This is a genomic window from uncultured Agathobaculum sp. (assembly GCF_963927765.1).
Lineage (GTDB): Bacteria > Bacillota > Clostridia > Oscillospirales > Butyricicoccaceae > Agathobaculum.
Window position 1 is genome coordinate 1 of the sequence record NZ_CAWVCU010000113.1, and the last position, 18900, is coordinate 18900.

The following is an 18900-nucleotide window of genomic DNA, read 5'->3' on the forward strand; positions in this document are numbered from 1 at the left end:
CACTTTGCCGTCCCATCATGCTCCGTCCCTCCTTTGTTTCTATTATATCATAGAAACTGAGCATCTGGGGATTTTGTCAACAGGTCCAGGGACTTACGCAAAAAGATGATATACTGCCTGCGCTACACCGTCATGATCGCAATCCTGCGCAATATAACGCGCCAGCTGTTTGAGCGCCGGGTCTGCATTGCCCATCGCCACAGGCATGCCAACCGCGCGCAGCATTGCCGCGTCGTTATCGCTGTCCCCAATGGCAGCCATTTCCTCCGGAGCAACCCCCAACTTTTCACCCAAACGGATGAGCGCTGCCCCTTTATCCACACCCGCCGGCATAACCTCAAAGTTATCGCTGCCGGAATTGGTGATTGTGATGCCCGGCAGCGGACGAATGATTTCGAGCGCCTTGTCCAAATCGGCGCGCTCTCCAATCGCATACACCTTGGTCACATCCAATCCCCGCGCACGGATCGCGCCTGCAATGTCATCCAGCACGACCTTGTTGGCATGAAACCCTTCTATGCGGTAATTCTTTGCAAAATCGCGGTTAGAAAACGGGTTAATGTAGATTTTGTCGCCTACATAAATCATCACACGCACGGGTAAATCCTGCACGGCAGCAACTGCCTGCGCGCCGATTTCGCACGGCATCGCCCAGCTTTCCAAAATCCGCTCATCCGAGGCTGTCGCAATGGCCGCGCCGCCCGCTGTGACCATATAGTCCTCGCAGTCGATTTCGCGGGCAAACTCCGCCGCCTCTCCGACAATGCGCCCGGTGGACAGTACCACATAGATGCCGCGCGCCTTGACCCACGCCAATGCCTTCTGGTTTTCCGGCGTAATTTCCTTTTTTGAATTGAGCAAGGTGCCGTCCAGATCGACTGCAAGCAAACGATATCTCATGCATCTTCCTCCTTCATCCAATGATAGACCGCTGCCGCCACGCCCGCGTGGTCGTTATCCGGCGCGATCCAATCCGCGGCCTGCCGCGCGGCAAGAGAGCCGTTCCCCATCGCCACGCCGATGCCCGCCGCGCGCAGCAGCGCGCAGTCGATGTCATGGTCGCCGATTGCCATTGCCTGCTCTGATACAATGCCCAGATGACGGCATACCGTCAGCAGCGCCTCCGCTTTTCCAGCCTGCCGCGGCATGATCTCCAAATACTCATCCTTGGAGCGAAGCAGGTCGACTGCAAGCGCTTCCTTCTGCAGCGTCGCATAAAATCGGTCGATATCAGCCGCTTCGCCCATGCACAGCAGCTTGTGCGGCGCACCTGCGGACAGTGTGTCCTCCAGTGCAACAACCGCAGGGCGCAGCCCGGTGATATCCCCCTCAGCCGCGTTCCACCGATCCTCCCGCTCGACAAACCAAGCGGTATCGCGGTACAGACTGAGGGAAATATCCTGTGGTGCCAGTCGCAAAACCGCTTGTACTGCCTCTACCGGCAGCCTGCGGTCAAAAATGCGCTGCTTACCCGTTTGAATGAGCGCACCGCCGAAGCTCGCCACCGGCCCTGGCACGTCCAGCGCCCGCGCAATCGGCGCAATGGCCTGCGGCGGCCTAGCGGACAACAGGCAGATGCAGACGCCCTTTTCCGCCGCATACTGCACTGCCGCCCGATTCTCGGGCGGCAGATGATGCGCAGTGTCAAGCAGGGTTCCGTCGATATCAAGGCACAGCAGACGAAGGGGAAGCATAACGTCTACGGTCTTGCTCATGCCTGCTCCACCGCCTTTAGGATATGCGCCACATTGCGGCGGCCGTTGCGAATGCCGAGTCCAATCAGTGCAGCACAGGTCACGCTGGCAAACGCCAGCACACCCCCTGCCACGCCGCATGCCAGACGCAGCCCGGCTCCGCCGAGCCCCCACCAAGCCAACACGGCGGCACAGGAGGAAAGGAGCATCACGTTTCTCAACCAGACGGACAACCGTCCCAGCGCGTCCTTCTGCTGCTCGGCTTCCCGAAGCAGCGTTTTTTTACTCAGTTTGGTTTTCATCTGCGGAAACTCCTTTCCAATGCTGTTTTTTAGTAGCTCAGCTGCGGATCAAAGAAGCCGAGCAGCACACCAACCAGCGCCACGCCGACCAGAATGAGCATCACGGTCGTCGGCGCCATTTTCTTTTTACTCATCAGCCAGTAGCAGAACATGACGGCTGCGAGCGGCAATAGCTTAGGGAAAATTGTGTCGAGCACACCTTCCTGCAAGGCGATGTCACCGGGCAGGACCAAAGGCGTCGTAATGGAAATCCACGTTGCAGCAACCGCACCGATGACAACCGTGCCAAGCATGATGACCGATTCGCGGATGGCGTTGGCCTTTTCGCCGACAATCAGTTCCACCGCCTTACCGCCCAGTTCATAGCCCTTATAGTACAGGAAGCGCATGCCAAGCGTTAGCACGATATTGTAAACCAGAATGTAGAAGATTGCGCCGAGCGGTGAACCGCCGGACGACATACCCAGTGCAATGCCGAGCAAAATCGGGATGAGCGTGCCAACCAGCAGGCTGTCACCGATACCGGCGACCGGGCCCATCAGGCCGGCGCGGATACCGTTGATCATTTCGCCGTCGATCTCTTCGCCGTTGGCCTTAGCCTCCTCAAGTCCTGCGGTCATGCCGACGATCACCGTGCCGAGCTGCGGCTCGGTGTTGAAAAATGCGGAATACGTCTGGAGGGCATTCTTCTGCTCCTCCTTGGTTTCATACAGCTCCTCTACCAGCGGGAGCATGGCGCACAGGTAACCGAACGTCTGCATGTGCTCCTGCGAGAAGCAGGTCAGATGGCCGTAATACCAGTTGCGGAAGGATTTCGCAAGCGCCTTTTTGGAAAGCTTCTTTTCAGCCATGGTCAAATCTCCTCCTCGTCGTCATCGAATTCGTCCGTACCGGTGTCAGATGCAGCAACAGGCGCAGCCTTCTGCATGCTCAGCAGCTTGATGCGGTAATTGATGACCGCGAAAAAGCCGCCAACAACCGATGCCGCAATCAGGTTCAGGCCCATGCAAGCCGCCAGCGTAAAGCCGAACAGGAAGGTCAGCAGATCGACCGGCTTGGTCGCCACCTGCTTGAGCAGAATCGCAATACCGACTGCCGGGAGGAGTGAGCCGACCGTAAACAGCGTTTTCATGGCGATGCCGTCCATCGGCAGATAAGCCTTCATCAGATCGACCATATTGACGCCGACCTTGGTGATGATAAACGTCGGGATAAACGAGCACAGGATGTGCGAGATCCACGGCAGACCCATATCGACCACATAGAGCTTTTTCAGATCGCCTTTTTCGAGCGCTTTCCAGCCCATGTGCTGCCAAACAAGGTTGACAGTAGCCGTGCCGTAAAACAGAACCGTACCGAGCGTACCCACGGCAGAACCGAGGGTGACCGCCATTGCCTGACCTTCTGCGGAGGCCGGGTTCAGACCCATGCCGTGCACCGCAACGATGGACAGCGGGATACCGATATAAGAAATGGCGCGCACGTCAGCGGAAACCGTGCCGCCGGGCGTGACCAGCGCGATATAAACAACCTGAATCGCTGCGCCCAAATAGATACCGGTCTGCACGTCGCCCATAATCAGGCCGACGATCAGGCCCGCGACCAACGGACGGCCCAAGGTGTAGTTGCCGAACACTGTGCCGCCAAGGCCGGGCATGGACGCCAAACAGGCGAGTAATCCGAACAATGCCGCCTGCCATACCTGGATTTCCATAAAATCCTTCACCTTACCTTTCTGATAAAACCCCTTTTGTTGTTATCGCCAAACCGCACACAGCGGCCTTGCAATACAATCAATAGCCGAACTGACCGCGGAACTTCTTCCAGTTGCCGATGGCAGCTTCCTTAATGAGCGCGAATTCGACCTCATAGCCTTTCTGCATGATCGCCTCAAGTGCATCGGCTTCTTCCTGTGTGATGGACTGGTTGTTGCCCAGCTTGATCGCGCCCTCGCGGTCGTTGCACGGCCCGATGATAACCGTCTTGACCTCGCCGGGATCAAAGCCATCGTCCACCAGAATCTGCTTCATCGTGATCGGGTCCTTGGTAATCAGGAAATAGCGATCCTTGCTCGCCAGCACCTTGCCGCACTTGGCGCGCCACTCGTCGAGCGACCAGACAAAGGTCTTTTTATCGCTGGCATTTTTGTAAGCCGCCTTGAGCACCGGCGTTTTTGCCGCTTTGTCATTGACGGCAATCAGGCCGTCGCAGGGATATTCGAGCGCCCAGCGGGTGCAGGTCTGGCCGTGGATCATGCGATCATCTACGCGAATAAATGAAATAGACATATGGTTTTCCTCCTTATCGAATATGGCAAAACTGCATCAGATTTCGTCCTCGTCGCCGCCGTCGAGATCAAACGGCTTGAGCTGACCGCGGCCTTCCTCCATAATCTCGGTCGCAATCTGCGTGAGCGACGCGTCCGCATCCGCAAAAGCGGCGGTCAGAACGAGCGGCAGGTTCATGCCGCCGATGGCGGCCGTGCGCTCGGCCAATCCCTTTTCCGTCAAAACCTCCATCGCGGTCGTCAGCGGCGAACCGCCAATGATGTCCGCAAACAGCAGGATCTCGTCCTCCGCCGTAATATCCGCAACCAATTCCGCGAACGCCTTCCGGTAGGTGTCCACATCCATCCCGTCGAGCAGGCTGGTCGAGCGGATATCCTCGCGCCCCGCACCGGCCATCATGCCGACTGCATTGTGCAGCCCCGGTGCAAACGTCCCGTGGCTGACCAAAATCAGATAACGCATGCTCATGTTCCCCTTTCTCGTTTTTGTTGAGACAATTTTACCAATTCATCCATCAAAATACATCTGTACATTGTCATGAATGCCGGATGACACTTATCCTGTTTTGCATGACAAATGTCATTTGCTTTGTGCAAAAATGCAAAAAAGCCGTCCCCGGCTTTGACAAATCGCAAAAACCGGGGACAGCTTTCTCCCGTCGATGCCTGACGCATCCGTTTAATTTTGCAAATATTCCTCCAACTCCCGCTGCACGCGCTGCAGTTGAAGCGACAGGTTGTGATCGTCCTCCATGGCAGTCGACACCAGACTTTCCGCCAGCAAAAGCGCCTGATCGTAAGCGCGGAAATGCGGTGCGGCAACCGCCTGTTCCATCGCGTCGGACAGGATTTCCAGTCCGAGCCGGCTTTCGCCCGGGGTATCCTGCCGCAGAATCTGCTGGGTCTGCGGCGACTGGGTGACGCGCCGCAGCGCGGAAACGCTGTGCGAATCCGTATACAGCATACTCTGCGTCTCGTCCGAGCAGGTCAGCTCTTTGAGGAATTCCCATGCCAGCGCCTGCTCAGACGACCGACTGCTGATGGCCGCCAGTACGGTGCTGAGTTCCGACCGTCCTGTACCAGACGGCCCGCCCGGCATTTGGATGCAGTCCCACTCAAAATCCGAATACCTCTTGATGCGCCACGGATAGGGCTGATAGGTGCGGTAATCCGAGAACAAAAACGGCCGGAACGCCACATGCCCTTCGTCAAAGCTGCGCGCTGTGATATCACAGTCGGCATATAATTCCTCCAGCCGCTGCGCAAACCGAACCGCCTCCACTGACGCCGGCTGTGCAATCAGGCAGCTGCTCCCATTCTCGTCAAACAATGCCGCGCCATTAGCTGCAAGCGCATCCCGCCAAGTATAGCCATAGCTGCCGAACTGGTCGATCGTGCCGTCGCCGTCCGTATCGCGCGTCACCTGCGCGCAAATCTCATAAAAATCGTCCCATGTCCAGTCATTGTCCGGCACCGGAATATTTTCCGCCTCCAGTAGCGTCTTGTTGACAAACATCAGGGTCGGCACACATTCATATGGCAGCGCATACTGCACGCCGCCTGCCGCGCCGCTTTGAAGCGCGGCTGTATAAAAATCCTCCGTCGAAACCGCGGGATCGCTGGCCAGCAGATTGTCCAGCGGCTGCAACGCGCCCTGTTCTGCCAGCATGCCGAAATCCTCCGGCAGTACCATGAATACATCCGGTTCCCGACCCAGCAGATATTGACCCGTCAACCATTCGGAATAATCTCGCTTTAAAATACCGCTTGTATACTCCACACGCACATTGGGATGCGCCTGTTCAAACCGCGCAATCGCAGCGTCGATCACCGCATAGCAGTTGCCGGTCGGCGCATCCCAATAGCTGCCTGCCACCACGCCGACCGTCAGCACGGTTTCCTGCGCCGCGCCAAATACCGTCACTGCCAACACCACGGCAGCCATCACAACGCCGCCGAGCAGCCGTTTCATCCTCTGCTTCATGCCTTATCTCCATAGGGATCGGCCGCTACACCGGTCTGTACCGCCCAAATGGCCAGCTGTGTACGATCGCGCAGATCGAGCTTGCTCAGCGCGCTGCTCAGATAGTTGCGCACCGTTCCTTCCGACAGACAAAGCGCTGCCGCAATCTCCTTGTTGGATTTGCCGCAGCCTACCTCCCGGATGACCTTCCATTCGTTTTCCTGCAAAGCGGCGGTCTGCTGCTTGTCCACCGGAATCTGCATGCTGCCGCGCGCCATGCGCGCAAACATTTCCAGCGCCTTGGAAGCCACGCCGGGCATGATGATCGAGCCGCCGCGCACCACCTCGCGCACCGCGTTTGCCAACTCACTGACCGAAACACCCTTGAGCAGATAGCCGGACGCGCCGTAACGCAGCGCGCCGAACACATATTCGTCATCGTCAAATGTGGTCAGGATGATGACCTTGATCTGGGGATACGCCGCTTTGATCAGCCGCGTGCATTCCACACCGTCCACCTCGGGCATGCGGATATCCATGAGCACTACATCCGGCTTTTCCTTGCGCACCAGCTCAATCGCCTCGCGCCCGTTGGACGCCGTTCCCACCATCTCGATATCCGACTGCGCATCCAGCACAAAGCTCAGGCTCTGGCGAATCAGCTCCTGATCGTCTGCAATCAATACACGGATCATATTTCATCCCCCCATCGAAGTGGTATGGAAGCTTCTATCCGAAACCCGTTTTTTCCGTTCACACGCAGGCTGCCGCCGAGCAGCCGCAGCCGCTCCCGCATATGACGCAGCCCAAAACCCTGCTCGATTTTAACGCAGCCGATGCCGTTATCCTGTACCACAATCGTCATGCACCGCTCCTGACAGGACAGAGATACATCAATTTCGGTCGCATGCCCGTGCCGGATGGCATTGGTCACGCTTTCCTGCACGATGCGATAAACCGCATCCTCTTCATCCTGCGATAGGCGCATATCCGCCGTCTGCACATCCAGCCGAATGTCTGCATGTGAGGTCTGCTGCATCTCACTGCACAGCTTGTCCAGCGCTTCAGACAGGCGGAACCGTTCCAGCGCATCCGGACGCAGCGCGCTGACCGAGCGGCGCACCTCATTCATGCCTGCGCGGGCGGTTTTCGCAATCAGTTCCATCTGTTTGCGCGCCATTTCAGGCGAAATATCCATCATCTGAATGCAGGCGTCCGCTCCGGCGGTGATGCCGGTCAGCGCATGACCGAGCGTATCGTGAATTTCACGCGCCAGACGGTTGCGCTCGCGGGTTTCCGCCATGCGCTCGCTTTCCGCCGCATATTCCTTGAGCTGACCGTTCAGCACGGACAGCTTGTCATTCGCCCGCGCCAGCTGACTGTTCAGGCGACGGATGGCGGCGTTTTCTTCCGTCCGTCTGCCGACCAAAATCACCATATAGCCGATAAATAGAATCAAATTGAGCGCGCTGAGCAAACCGATGGCCGTCTGCATCAGCTGACGCGGCTGCCCTTCATAATAAGCCAGATATTCGGATACCGAAACCATACCCAGAACGGATTGCAACACATCCAGACTGGTGAGCAGATAAAGCGAGGTCATCGCGCCAAGGAACACCATGCGTCCCCGTCCGTGAAGGCTGTCCACCAGATTGACCACTGCAAGCAGCAACAGACCATTATAATCCAGATGCAGTGCCAGAATCACCAACAGGGCGAACCCCGGCTCCAGCAAAAACGCCAGCCATCCGTTTCCCAACCTGCCGCGCCGGTAAGCCAGATCCACCGCGACAAACGCAAACAGGCCAAGCGCCGCAAAAGAAACGCTCCATGGGGCAGCCGGCAGCATGCTTAGCCCCTGCAAAAAGTTCACGCCCTCGGCTCGCTGCACGGCACGCAGCGGTGTCAATACAAAAACCGCACCGAGAAACACGCACATCGCCAGATTGATGAGCAGCGTCCCCTGCCGCAGCAGGGTCAGGCTCTCATCGGTCGGCATGGTGCGATTGTCCGTCCCTTCCGACATGCCGCAGCCCCCTTTCCCCGTCCGTGCTTCATCGGACGCATGCAAACCGCACTGCACACGCCACGAAACGGGTTTCCTATGCATAAATTATAATATATATCCCTCGCAAGGTCAAACAGCATATCCAGCCATGCAGAAAACAGTTTGCACGCTCTTCTCCATATGATATGATAAAAGAAAATAAGGGGGGACTGGCAATGAAATGGAGACGGCTGTTTCTTGCCGTGTGCAGTGTAGCGCTGGCTGTATGGCTGTGCCTGACGCTAGGCATTTTCGGCAAACAGGATGAGGCACCGCTGCGCATCGGCGCAACCTATATGACGATGAATAACCCGTTTTACAGCGTCATTGACGAAGAGCTGCGGCTCATGATCGAAAGCCGCGGCGATATTCTGCTGACGCGCGATCCCGCGCTTGATCAAGACAAGCAAAATGACCAGATACACGAGCTGCTTGCGGGCGGGATCGACCTGCTGGTCATCAACCCTGTGGATTTTCAGCAGATCCGCCCCGCGCTGGAGGAAGCGCGAGACGCAGGTGTACCGGTCGTGATCGTGGATTCACAGGTCAGCGACCCCGCGCTGGTTGCCTGCACCATTGCTTCGGACAATTACGGCGCGGGCGTATTGTGCGCCGAGCATCTGATGCGCACGCGCGATTCCGCGCGCATCGCCCTGCTGGAGCATCCAACCGCCCAATCCGCGCTCGACCGCATCCAAGGCTTTTGCGATACCATTGCCGACCAGCCGCAATATCAAATTGCCGGCCGCGCCAGCAGCGACGGTCAGCTCGAGCTTGCCATGCCCGCGCTGGACAGCCTGCTGGATGCCGACCCGGATATTGATGTGGTGATGGCGCTCAACGACCCGACGGCGCTGGGCGCAATGGCCGCGCTGGAAGAGCGGCAGCTGCTGGATCGGACGCTGGTTTACGGCGTGGACGGCTCCCCAGAAGCCAAAAACATGATTTTCGAAGGCGTCATGACGGCAACGGTTGCCCAATCCCCCATTCAGATCGGACAGACGACCGCACAGGTCATCTATCAGATCCTGTCCGGCGAGGAGTATAAAAGCGAGATCATCGTGCCGGTCGAGCTGATCACAGCGGAAAATGTAGGGCAGTTCGGCTCGGATGGCTGGCAGTAGGGTAAGCCACTTTGCGAAAGCATCCTTGTGGCTGTTTGAACGCATTTTGGCATGGAACATACAAACGCGCAAGCACTCTCTAACACAGAGTGCCTGCGCGTTTCTTTTCTATCCTTTTGCGGTCAATCCAAATCCGCTCCCTGCGAAGCAATAACCTTTTTATACCAGAAGAAGCTGTCTTTTCTCCGGCGTTCGAGCGTTCCCACGCCCGCGTCATCCTGATCGACATAAATATATCCATACCGCTTGCTCATCTCCCCGGTTGACGCAGAAATCAGGTCGATCGGCGCCCACGAGGTATAACCCCAGAGTTCCACGCCGTCCTCAACAACCGCGTCGATCATGGCCGCGATGTGTGCGCGCAGATACGCGATGCGGTAATCATCGTGGATGGAGCCGTCCGCTTCGGCCACATCCTTTGCTCCCAAACCGTTTTCTACGATGAAAAGCGGCTTCTGATAGCGGTCGTACAGGTTGTTGAGCACAATACGCAGCCCGAGCGGGTCAATCTGCCAGCCCCATTCGCTGGACGCGAGATGGGGGTTCTTCAAAGTCTTGGCGGCGCTGGTGGTCTGCTGCGCCCCGATGCGCTCCGGATGAGCAGCAATACAGCGGCTGGAATAGTAGCTGAAGCTGACAAAATCCACCGTCCCCTTGGCGAGAATCTCTGCATCCCCCGGTTCCATCACCGGCATGATCCCCTGCCGTTCCAGCTTTTTGCGCGCATAGCCCGCATAGTAGCCGCGCACCTGAATATCGCTGAAGAAATAGTTCACATGATCCTGCGCAATAGCAGCCCAGACATCCTCCGGATTGCAGCTCCACGGATAATAGGTGCCGCCCGCCAGCATGCAGCCGATACGGAACGAGGGGTCGATCTCATGTCCCAATTGCACGGCTAGCGCACTTGCGACCAGTTCGTGGTGCGCTACCTGATATTTCACCCGATCCTCGTCTTCGCCGGGCCGGAAACACACGCCCGCCCCGCCAAAAGGCAGATGCATGAGCATGTTAATTTCATTGAAAGTCAGCCAATATTTCACCTTGCCGCGGAACCGGCGAAACAGCGTTTCGCACAGCCGCACAAAGGCCTGAATGATGCGCCGATCCCGCCAGCCGCCGTATTTCTCCAGCAGCACTACCGGCAATTCAAAATGGCAAAGCGTGATGAGCGGTTCTATGCCATATCGGCGGCATTCGTCCACGATGGATTCATAAAACGCTAATCCGGCTTCATTGGGCTGTTCTTCCTCCCCCGTGGGGAAAATGCGTGTCCAGGAAACCGAGAAACGATAGCACTTGAAGCCCATTTCGGCAAAGAGGGCAATATCCTCTTTCCAACGGTGATAATGGTCGATGGCTTTCCGACCGGGATAATAGGCATCTGCAGGCAGGGTATGATAATCCTTCTGCCCCCGCATGACGGCTGAACGATCCGGCCCCCACGGGATCATGTCGATCAGGCCGGGGCCTTTGCCGTCGGCATCCCAGCCGCCCTCCAGTTGGTTGGCGGCAGTCGCGCCGCCCCAGAGAAATTCCTTCGGTAAATGCTTGCGCATCGCAAAACCTCCCCTATTTACTGCAACTGCGGAATGCCAATCAGGGGCGCGCCCGTATCCATCAGGCCGGACGCATTCGCCTGCACCTGCTCATAGGCATCCGCATTGGTCAGCAGCACGACAACCACATCCGGGTGACCCGCCTCTGCAATTGCCTTGCGGTCAAAGGTGATTAGCTTCTGCCCCGCTGCAACGGTGTCGCCCCGCTGCAACGGTGTCGCCCTCCTGCACAAAGGTCTGAAAGCCCTTTCCCTTCATATCGACCGTATCTACGCCCACATGAATCAAAACTTCCATCCCGTCCGGGCTGGTGATGCCGACCGCGTGCCCCGAATCCGCCACCGAACTGATTACGCCGCTGAACGGCGCGACCACGGTGCTGTCTTCCGGCAGGATGCCGACGCCCTGCCCCAGCACACCGGAAGCGAAGGTTTCATCCGGAATCTCTGCCATCGGTACGACGCGGCCACGCACGGGACAGGTGACCACACCGGGGAGCACAGCAACGTTTGCCGTCTCTGCGTTTGCCGCTTCGTCCGAAAGCGGAGCCACCGTTTTCTCGTATTTGGCGCACAGGATAAGCGTCACAACCGCTGTCACCGCCGCCGATATCACCAGCGCGATAATGATGTTGATAAAATACGTCATGGAGTTATCGCCGATGTACAGCAGCACGGCAGGCAGGCCGGAAGAGCCTGTCGCAAAGCGGTGCGTATGCGTCAAACCGGCATACAAACCGCCACAGCCGCCGCCGATCATCGCGGCCACGAGCGGATACTTCTTGGGCAGGTTCACGCCGTACAAGATCGGCTCGGTAATGCCCATCAGCGCTGTAATACCGCCGGAAAGCGCAAGCTGCCGATCCTTCTGGCTGCGGGTGCGCAACGCAACGATCAGACCTGCCGTACCCTGCGCAATATTGGAGCATACGCAGCCCGGGCCAAAGATGCTGTCATACCCCAGCTCCGCCATCTGCATCACGCCCAGCGGGGCAACGCCGTTATGCAAACCGAACATGACCATAACCGGCAGCGCACCGCCGATGATGACTGCGGGCGCCCAGCTTGCATTCACGCTGAGGAAGTTAAAGAACACCGCCAGATACTGGCCCACCACATTGCCGATCGGGCCGAGTATCGAGAGCGCCAGCGTGCCCATGACCAAAAACGTCAGCATCGGGACAAAGACCAAATTCACCGACTTGGGAATCCATTTGTTGAGCTTTTTCTCGACAAACGCCTGCACGAAAATGACCAGAATAATCGGAATGACCGTATTGGCATAATTGACCAGCTGGAACGGGATCACGCCAAAGAAATAGACCGGTTCTCCTGCGGTCACCAAAGCGCTCCAGCTGGTATGCATCATGATCCCGGCAACGCCAGCCGCCAGCACCGGATTGCATTTCAGCTTCTGCGCCTCTGTAAACGCAAGCAGAATGGGCAGGAAATAAAAGATCGCGTCTGAGAAAAAGTTCAGGATGTAATAAGTCTGGGATGTATTGTCGATCAGGCCGAATACCACCAAAAGCGCCAGCAGCGCCTTGAGCATACCAGCCCCGGATAAGGCCGGGATGATGGGCTGGAACGTGCCTGCCACAAAGTCAATGACCGTATTGATGACACCCTTCTTTTGTGCCGGTTCCTCCTGCTGCGGCTTGAGATCCAGCATTGGCTCAAGCGCTGCGAACAGATCCGCCACATCGGTACCGATCACCACCTGATACACACCGGCATTGATCATCACCTTGCGAACCCCATCGAGCGCCTCCAGCCCTGCGGTATCCGCCTTGTTCTCATCTGCCAGAGAAAAGCGCAGCCGGGTCTGACAGTGATAGCAATTCCGAACATTATCCTTGCCGCCTACCAGCGACAGGATCTGTTCGGCTAACTTATGATAGTCTTTGCTCATGCAAATTGCCTCCTGTTTTCTCTTTCATCCGGTGGGATGCTGCGCAAGCGCGTCCGCTCGCCTTGCAGCCGTCCTCTTCCAGTTCTCTTTCCCCTTTTGCGCGCAAAAAATACAAGTATCTGCCGAAATTCAGGCTGTTTGCCTGAATTTTCTTCCGATACTTGTATTATAAATCGCTATTTTTACTATGTCTAATACTTAGAAATAATACTCAACTATTACCAGAAAACATAGTGATTTCGTGAATGAACCGCTTGACCGCTTCGTTGGATGGCTGGTGCCTTTTCCGGACCAGCACAGAAGTCGTATACTGCTCCGGCGACAAAGGACGGAAGCAGACGGAGGCAATCTCATAGCGGGACACCGAGCATTCCAACGCCAACGCATAGCACAATCCATGCGCGACCAGCTGCGTTGCATTGCCGATCAGATTATAAACGCCGAAAATCTTGAGCGCCTCCTGATTGAGACCAAACCACTTGGACAGATTCTCCTGCACCTCCCGCCGTCTTGGCAGCATCAGCGGCACATCCTTTAAATCCTCCATCGTGACCGCGCTTTTTTGTGCCAGCGGAGAATCGGTCGGTGCCAGAATGCCCCAGCGATCCTTTTCCTGCAGGCGCAGGCACGCATAACGGGATACCTCGACCGGCTCGGTCAGCAAGCCGATATCGAGCAGCCCCTTATCAATCCGTTCCTTGATGATATCCGCATTGCCCGTAAACAACTCATAACTGACACGGGGATACTTCTGGCTGAACGCACGCAAAAAGGAAGGGAGTATCTCTGTTGCGGCGGACTCTGCCGTGCCGATCGAAATCGTCCCACCGATCGGGCCGTCCTGCGCCCGGATCTCATGCTCGATTTTGTCGATCAGCGTCAGTACCTCTTCCGCACGGCGGCGCAGCAGGATGCCGGGCTCGGTCAGGGTGATATGCCGGTTGCCGCGGAGGAACAGCTTGACCCCCAGTTCATCCTCCAGCTCCGCCAGCTGACGGCTCAGCGTCGGCTGCGTCACATGAAGAAGCTCCGCCGCATGGGAAATATTCTCCTCCTGCGCCACGGTCAAAAAGTATTTCAAGACCCGCAATTCCATTTCGCACACCCTCCGTTCCCTGTCAATACCACGCATCCTATCCGATTGGCCTGTTTCATTTTAGCACATGCGCCCTTTGGGAACAAGACCGCCCGATATAACCAGTCGAGGGGCGCTGCGGAGTAAATATCCGCAACGCCCCTCCATGTGATGATATGAAATGATATTGTCGATTTTATAAACGAAACTTCATCAGAATGCCTATACACACTTACAGGTTTTCACCATGGCTGGCGATCACATCGCGATACCAGTAAAATGACTTCTTCCGGATGCGTTCTCCTGTTCCGCTGCCGTCATTGTCCTGATCGACGTAAATCAGGCCGTACCGCTTGGACATTTCCCCCGTGGTCGCACTGACCAGATCAATGCATCCCCAAGAGGTATATCCCATCACATCTACGCCATCTTCCTCCACGGCCTGTATCATCGCCTGAATATGCGTTTTCAAATAGTCAATGCGATAGTCATCCACAACCGTGCGCTCGGACGTCAGCACGTCGATGGCACCCAGACCATTTTCCACCACAAAAAGCGGCTTCTGATACCGGTCATACAGAGCGTTGAGCGTGATGCGGAAGCCAAGCGGGTCAATCGGCCATCCCCACTGACTGCAGGTCAGATACGGATTCTTGGCCGACGCGAACACATTGCCTCCGGCGGCTTCCCCTTGTCCATCGGCGCGCACACACCGGCTGTTATAATACGAAAGGGCGATGAAATCCGCGGTATGCTCCTGCAAAATGCGAGCGTCCTCTGGTGCCATATCGACATGAATCCCCTTGCTCTCCCACAGTTTTTTTGCATAGGTCGGATACGCACCGCGCGCCTGCACATCGGTGAAGAAATAGGTTTCCCGGTCTTTCTGCATGCTCTGCCAGACATCCTCCGGTCGGCAGCTGTAGGGATAAACGCTGCCCGCCGCGATCATGCAGCCCACCTGACAATTCGGATTAATCTCATGGGCGAGCTTTGTCGCCAGCGCGGATGCCACCAATTCGTGATGCGCCGCCTGATACTGAACCGCAAGCGGGTTTTCTCCCTCTTCAAACCGAATACCCGCGCCCATAAACGGCAGATGCATCAACATATTAATCTCATTGAAGGTGATCCAATAGCGCACCTTACTATGAAACCGGCGGAAAATCACCTCGCAATAACGCAGATAGGCATCAATCACCGCTCTGCTGCGCCAAGAGCCATACTTCTCTACCAGATGAAGCGGCAAATCAAAATGGCAGATGGTCACGACCGGCTCGATGCCATAGCGCAGCAATTCATCAATGAAGTCCTCATAGAATCGCAGGCCGACTTCATTGGGCTGCGCTTCCTCACCGGTCGGAAAAATGCGCGACCACGAAAAGGAAAACCGGTAGCAGCGGAACCCCATTTCCGCAAACAGCGCGATATCCTCTTTGTAATGGCCGTATACATCAATGCCGTCCCGTCCGGGATAGCGTGTACCTCCGGGCAGGGTGCGATAATCCATCACACCCTGCATGACCGGCAAACGGTTTTCTCCCTGCGGCAGCACATCCACAATCGCCATGCCGCGTCCGTCTGCCTGCCAGCCGCCCTCGCACTGGTTGGCAGCGGTAGCGCCGCCCCATAAAAAATCTTTTCGCATAATTGTCCTCCGTGGTTTAGGAAAGCGTCAGCAGCGAATCACCCGCGTTGACCGTTTCGGTGTTTGCCGCAAGCACAGCGGCATATGCATCCGAATTGGTGATGATCACCGGCGTCACTAAGGAATATCCGGCCGCTTCGATCAGGTTTCGGTCAAACTTGAGCAATGCCTGTCCTTTCTTGACGGTATCCCCCGACTGTACCAGCGGCTCAAACCCCTTGCCATTGAGCTGAACGGTGTCCATGCCTACATGGATCAGTACTTCGGCACCGCTGTCGGTCAGCATACCGATGGCGTGACCGGTCGAAAACATATTGGCAATCGTGCCATCCGCCGGAGCATAGATCGTGTCATCCTCGGGCAGGATCGCCGCACCCTGTCCCAAGATACCGGCGGAAAACGCCTCATCCTGCACATCGCTGAGCGCAATCACCTTGCCCTTGACCGGGCTGGCAATGACGATGTTTTTCGCTTGCGCCGCTTTTTCTGTTTCAATAGATACCGTTTTCGGTGTTTCCTCATTCGTTTCCGGATCGCGATAGAAAATCATCGTCAGGACAAAACCAACCGCCATTGAGATCGCGATGCCCACCAGCGCGACAATGATGTTGCCCATCGAGCGATCCGGGTTCATCATATTCGGCAGCTCAAAAATACCCATGCCGCCCAGAATGAACTTGCGGAAGTTGAAGTGTCCGTAGAATGCGCCGCCAATACCGCCCGCAATACAGCTGATGATGAACGGCTTCTTGAGCGGCAGCAGGATACCGTAAATAGCAGGCTCGGTAACGCCAAAAATACCGGAAATAAAGTTCGGAATCGCCATTTCTTTCAGCTTTTTGTTCTTAGTCTTAAAGAAAATGGCAAGAACGACTGCGGAAGTCGCAAAAGTGCACGCAAAGAAGGGCATCATCACGTTATCATAGCCGAGCGTCATGACATTGTTGATGTAAACCGGGATAAAGCCCCAGTGCATACCAAAGATGGCGAGGAGCTGCCATGTCAGGCCGACAACCGCACCGGCAACCAGCGGGCTGAAGCTGCGGATGGTCAGCGTGAACTCGGAAATGAGCGTCGAGCCGAAGGTTGCAACTGGGCCGAGCAGCAGAAGCGTGATCGGCAAGGTGACCAGCAGCGTGAGCATCGGCACAAAGAAGAACTTGACCAGCTCGGGTACGATCCGGTTGAAGAGCTTTTCACACTTGGATGCAAACCAGACCGACAAAATGACCGGAATGACTGTTCCCGTGTAATCCACCGCAATCACCGGAAGCCCCAAAAAGTCAATATAGACAGGAGATGCAAACATCGTTCCTTCAAAGAGCGTGTAAAGCGGCTCTCCCGCCGCGGACAATGCACTGGATTGGATCGCCGGATAACACAGCGCCGCGCCGATGGCGAGGCCCAGCATAGGCTTCAGATTGAACTTTTTAGCCGCCGTATATCCCAAAAACAGCGGCAGGAAGTTAAACAGTGCATCACCTGCGGCATTGATAATCAGATAGATGCCGTCGGTGGTCGCGTACCAGCCCAGGGTTGCAAAAAGCGTATTGAAGCCTTTGAGCATACCGCAGGCCGCCATAATGCCCAGAATCGGCTGGAAGATGCCCGATACGATATCGATTGCACGGTCGAGCAGTTTGCCTTTCTTGACCTCCGCCGGTGCAGCGCTGTCCTCCTTCATGCCCAGCACAGCACACACATCATCGTAGACTTCGGCTACATGGTTGCCGATGACCACCTGATACTGTCCGCCGCTTTTCATCACCGTGACAACACCATTCATTGCCTTGAGCACTTCGTCGTTGGCTTTCGCTTCGTCTTTGAGCGTAAAACGAAGTCTGGTAATGCAGTGGACAAGGCCCGCTACATTTTCCTTCCCCCCGACATTTCTCACAATGTCCTTGGCCAGTTCAGAATACTTTCCCATAGTTTACCTCCCATTACCATTTTCTTTTTGTGCGGTAACACCAAAATAATCCATATCCCTGCCAAATACAATACGCGGCGTCGATTCCGGTCCGCCGGTTCAAAATCCGTAAAAAAAGAACCGATGTTATTGAAACATCGGTTCGGTGGGCGTCATGCATCAAAGGTTTCGTTCAGCAGGAGGTTTCTGTGCCGGATCATTTCGAGCGAGGATTGGACATGCTGTTCCTGACAATGCGACAGCAGCATGGAAAAAAAGATATCAAACACATAGTTGCTTGCAGCAAAAGAAGTAATGACATCCAGACTAAGGATAGAGTCGCGGTTGGGAATTTCGACAACCTCATGGCACCAAGGACGTATTTTCTGGTTATGCGGCCCTAAGATACCGACTACATGGTTATGCGTGGCTGTGCGCAGATATTCTGCCATCGTTTCCACCGAACGATTGGCGCCGGTAAAGCTGATGACAAAGGCTACGGTCTTTTTGTGCTTGCGCGCGGCAAGATAATGCCCATTGATGCTCTCATAGGCAGAGCTTTCCACGCCAAGCGTTGCGAATTTGAACGCAGCCGCCTGCGCCAACGTATAACTGATGCCGGTTCCATAGATATCAATGCACTCCGCGTCTTGTAAAAAGCGGTCGATGCGCAGCATATCCCCTTTATTCAGCGTGAGCCGCGTATTGGTGACGGCTTTATCATAAAGCCCCGGAATGGTGTGGATGATATCCGAATAGGAACTGTTCGGCGTGATCGGTTCATTCGCCAGAATCTGCCCAATGCGCTCATTCTGATTGACCTCTGCAATCAATTTCAGCTTGAACTCCTGATACCCGGAAAGCCCCAGCTTCTGGCTCAACCGAACTACGGTTGCCTTGCTGGTCAGCGATGATTTTGCAAGCTCACCCGCCGACATATCCGGAATTTGCTCCATATGCGTCAGAATATAGTTTGCAACATCCTTTTCGTGATTGGTGAAGTTCTTCATCTCTTGCAGCTGCACCAGCAACACGATTTTCGCCCCACTTTCCCGCGTCATATCTGCAAAAAATTATAGCATAGCCTGAAAAAATTTACAATTCCAGGCAGGACATTTGCCGGTTGGCATCCCGTTTTCGGATCAAGATTGGTACTTTCTCTCTGAAAATAAAAAAACAAGCGATTTCCGAAGAAATCGCTTGTTCCCACAAGAAAAGTGGTACGAATGGCGATACAGAACTTTTCAAAAAATCCCGTAATATCAACGGTTTCCGGGCTTGTCGGATAGCAAACAACTTGTATTAGACCCCCTTTTGGGCGGCTGTTTTTTAACAGTCGCCCTTTTTCTATCCCCAAATTTAGTGTGCGTTTTAGGGTGGG

Annotated in this window: 19 protein-coding genes; 1 reads left to right on the forward strand and 18 read right to left on the reverse strand. The window is 55.7% G+C overall.

Annotation, left to right across the window (positions count from 1 at the left end; all coding sequences use genetic code 11):
• Positions 1-93: 93 nt before the first annotated feature.
• From ABGT74_RS10535 to ABGT74_RS10580, 10 genes are all read right to left on the reverse strand, one after another.
• Positions 94-900, reverse strand: coding sequence for a Cof-type HAD-IIB family hydrolase (locus tag ABGT74_RS10535; protein ID WP_297284072.1), 807 nt, complete (start codon positions 898-900; stop codon positions 94-96).
• Positions 897-1715: a Cof-type HAD-IIB family hydrolase gene (locus tag ABGT74_RS10540; RefSeq protein ID WP_297284073.1), complete on the reverse strand. Its 819-nt coding sequence runs from the start codon at positions 1713-1715 to the stop codon at positions 897-899. Before ABGT74_RS10540 ends, ABGT74_RS10535 begins: the two co-directional genes overlap by 4 nt.
• Positions 1712-1996 carry a hypothetical protein gene (locus ABGT74_RS10545; RefSeq protein WP_297284074.1) on the reverse strand — a complete coding sequence of 95 codons (285 nt, stop codon included), beginning with the start codon at positions 1994-1996 and terminating at the stop codon, positions 1712-1714. The genes ABGT74_RS10540 and ABGT74_RS10545 overlap by 4 nt, the downstream gene beginning before the upstream one ends.
• Positions 1997-2025: 29 nt before the next feature.
• Positions 2026-2847, reverse strand: coding sequence for a PTS system mannose/fructose/sorbose family transporter subunit IID (locus ABGT74_RS10550; protein ID WP_297284075.1), 822 nt, complete (start codon positions 2845-2847; stop codon positions 2026-2028).
• A 2-nt stretch (positions 2848-2849) separates the two neighbouring features.
• Positions 2850-3710 carry a PTS sugar transporter subunit IIC gene (locus ABGT74_RS10555; RefSeq protein WP_297284076.1) on the reverse strand — a complete coding sequence of 287 codons (861 nt, stop codon included), beginning with the start codon at positions 3708-3710 and terminating at the stop codon, positions 2850-2852.
• 79 nt (positions 3711-3789) lie between these two features.
• Complete coding sequence (locus tag ABGT74_RS10560; protein ID WP_297284077.1) at positions 3790-4284, reverse strand: PTS sugar transporter subunit IIB; 495 nt, start codon at positions 4282-4284, stop codon at positions 3790-3792.
• A 36-nt stretch (positions 4285-4320) separates the two neighbouring features.
• Positions 4321-4746 (reverse strand): PTS fructose transporter subunit IIA, encoded by a 426-nt coding sequence (locus tag ABGT74_RS10565; RefSeq protein ID WP_297284078.1) that lies wholly within the window; start codon positions 4744-4746, stop codon positions 4321-4323.
• Between the two features lie 216 nt (positions 4747-4962).
• Entirely contained in the window at positions 4963-6267 is a 1305-nt protein-coding gene (locus tag ABGT74_RS10570; protein WP_346705487.1) for a sugar ABC transporter substrate-binding protein, read from the reverse strand.
• On the reverse strand, positions 6264-6941 hold the full coding sequence (locus ABGT74_RS10575; protein ID WP_297284080.1) for a response regulator transcription factor: 678 nt from the start codon (positions 6939-6941) through the stop codon (positions 6264-6266). The genes ABGT74_RS10570 and ABGT74_RS10575 overlap by 4 nt, the downstream gene beginning before the upstream one ends.
• The gene (locus ABGT74_RS10580; protein WP_297284081.1) at positions 6938-8272 is read right to left on the reverse strand and encodes a sensor histidine kinase; all 1335 of its coding nucleotides are present in this window, start codon (positions 8270-8272) and stop codon (positions 6938-6940) included. The genes ABGT74_RS10575 and ABGT74_RS10580 overlap by 4 nt, the downstream gene beginning before the upstream one ends.
• 197 nt (positions 8273-8469) lie before the next feature.
• Between ABGT74_RS10580 and ABGT74_RS10585 the strand changes: the two genes are divergently transcribed.
• On the forward strand, positions 8470-9417 hold the full coding sequence (locus tag ABGT74_RS10585) for a sugar ABC transporter substrate-binding protein (protein WP_297284082.1): 948 nt from the start codon (positions 8470-8472) through the stop codon (positions 9415-9417).
• A gap of 122 nt (positions 9418-9539) precedes the next feature.
• On the opposite strand, the gene ABGT74_RS10590 is transcribed toward ABGT74_RS10585, so the two are convergent.
• The 8 genes from ABGT74_RS10590 to ABGT74_RS10625 form a co-directional block, all read right to left on the reverse strand.
• Positions 9540-10976, reverse strand: a complete 1437-nt coding sequence (locus ABGT74_RS10590; RefSeq protein WP_297284083.1) for a 6-phospho-beta-glucosidase — start codon at positions 10974-10976, stop codon at positions 9540-9542.
• A 17-nt stretch (positions 10977-10993) separates the two neighbouring features.
• Entirely contained in the window at positions 10994-11188 is a 195-nt protein-coding gene (locus tag ABGT74_RS10595; protein WP_297284084.1) for a PTS glucose transporter subunit IIA, read from the reverse strand.
• Positions 11139-12887 carry a beta-glucoside-specific PTS transporter subunit IIABC gene (locus ABGT74_RS10600; RefSeq protein WP_297284085.1) on the reverse strand — a complete coding sequence of 583 codons (1749 nt, stop codon included), beginning with the start codon at positions 12885-12887 and terminating at the stop codon, positions 11139-11141. The genes ABGT74_RS10595 and ABGT74_RS10600 overlap by 50 nt, the downstream gene beginning before the upstream one ends.
• 211 nt (positions 12888-13098) lie before the next feature.
• A complete protein-coding gene (locus ABGT74_RS10605; RefSeq protein WP_346705488.1) occupies positions 13099-13983 on the reverse strand; it encodes a LysR family transcriptional regulator in 885 nt (294 codons plus the stop codon).
• Positions 13984-14194: 211 nt separating this feature from the next.
• Positions 14195-15610 (reverse strand): 6-phospho-beta-glucosidase, encoded by a 1416-nt coding sequence (locus ABGT74_RS10610; RefSeq protein ID WP_346705489.1) that lies wholly within the window; start codon positions 15608-15610, stop codon positions 14195-14197.
• A gap of 16 nt (positions 15611-15626) precedes the next feature.
• The gene (locus ABGT74_RS10615) at positions 15627-17540 is read right to left on the reverse strand and encodes a beta-glucoside-specific PTS transporter subunit IIABC (RefSeq protein WP_346705490.1); all 1914 of its coding nucleotides are present in this window, start codon (positions 17538-17540) and stop codon (positions 15627-15629) included.
• Between the two features lie 152 nt (positions 17541-17692).
• Complete coding sequence (locus tag ABGT74_RS10620) at positions 17693-18580, reverse strand: MurR/RpiR family transcriptional regulator (protein ID WP_346705491.1); 888 nt, start codon at positions 18578-18580, stop codon at positions 17693-17695.
• Positions 18577-18900 (reverse strand): hypothetical protein (locus tag ABGT74_RS10625; RefSeq protein ID WP_346705492.1); only part of this gene is annotated, 324 nt, incomplete at its 5' end. The genes ABGT74_RS10625 and ABGT74_RS10620, both read right to left, overlap by 4 nt.

Excerpts from the sequence above, each read along its gene's own strand:
- ABGT74_RS10535 (WP_297284072.1), bottom strand. The coding sequence starts at position 900 with ATGAGATATCGTTTGCTTGCAGTCGATCTGGACGGCACCTTGCTCAAT.
- ABGT74_RS10540 (WP_297284073.1), bottom strand. The coding sequence starts at position 1,715 with ATGAGCAAGACCGTAGACGTTATGCTTCCCCTTCGTCTGCTGTGCCTT.
- ABGT74_RS10545 (WP_297284074.1), bottom strand. The coding sequence starts at position 1,996 with ATGAAAACCAAACTGAGTAAAAAAACGCTGCTTCGGGAAGCCGAGCAG.
- ABGT74_RS10550 (WP_297284075.1), bottom strand. The coding sequence starts at position 2,847 with ATGGCTGAAAAGAAGCTTTCCAAAAAGGCGCTTGCGAAATCCTTCCGC.
- ABGT74_RS10555 (WP_297284076.1), bottom strand. The coding sequence starts at position 3,710 with ATGGAAATCCAGGTATGGCAGGCGGCATTGTTCGGATTACTCGCCTGT.
- ABGT74_RS10560 (WP_297284077.1), bottom strand. The coding sequence starts at position 4,284 with ATGTCTATTTCATTTATTCGCGTAGATGATCGCATGATCCACGGCCAG.
- ABGT74_RS10565 (WP_297284078.1), bottom strand. The coding sequence starts at position 4,746 with ATGCGTTATCTGATTTTGGTCAGCCACGGGACGTTTGCACCGGGGCTG.
- ABGT74_RS10570 (WP_346705487.1), bottom strand. The coding sequence starts at position 6,267 with ATGAAGCAGAGGATGAAACGGCTGCTCGGCGGCGTTGTGATGGCTGCC.
- ABGT74_RS10575 (WP_297284080.1), bottom strand. The coding sequence starts at position 6,941 with ATGATCCGTGTATTGATTGCAGACGATCAGGAGCTGATTCGCCAGAGC.
- ABGT74_RS10580 (WP_297284081.1), bottom strand. The coding sequence starts at position 8,272 with ATGTCGGAAGGGACGGACAATCGCACCATGCCGACCGATGAGAGCCTG.
- ABGT74_RS10585 (WP_297284082.1), top strand. The coding sequence starts at position 8,470 with ATGAAATGGAGACGGCTGTTTCTTGCCGTGTGCAGTGTAGCGCTGGCT.
- ABGT74_RS10590 (WP_297284083.1), bottom strand. The coding sequence starts at position 10,976 with ATGCGCAAGCATTTACCGAAGGAATTTCTCTGGGGCGGCGCGACTGCC.
- ABGT74_RS10600 (WP_297284085.1), bottom strand. The coding sequence starts at position 12,887 with ATGAGCAAAGACTATCATAAGTTAGCCGAACAGATCCTGTCGCTGGTA.
- ABGT74_RS10605 (WP_346705488.1), bottom strand. The coding sequence starts at position 13,983 with ATGGAATTGCGGGTCTTGAAATACTTTTTGACCGTGGCGCAGGAGGAG.
- ABGT74_RS10610 (WP_346705489.1), bottom strand. The coding sequence starts at position 15,610 with ATGCGAAAAGATTTTTTATGGGGCGGCGCTACCGCTGCCAACCAGTGC.
- ABGT74_RS10615 (WP_346705490.1), bottom strand. The coding sequence starts at position 17,540 with ATGGGAAAGTATTCTGAACTGGCCAAGGACATTGTGAGAAATGTCGGG.
- ABGT74_RS10620 (WP_346705491.1), bottom strand. The coding sequence starts at position 18,580 with ATGACGCGGGAAAGTGGGGCGAAAATCGTGTTGCTGGTGCAGCTGCAA.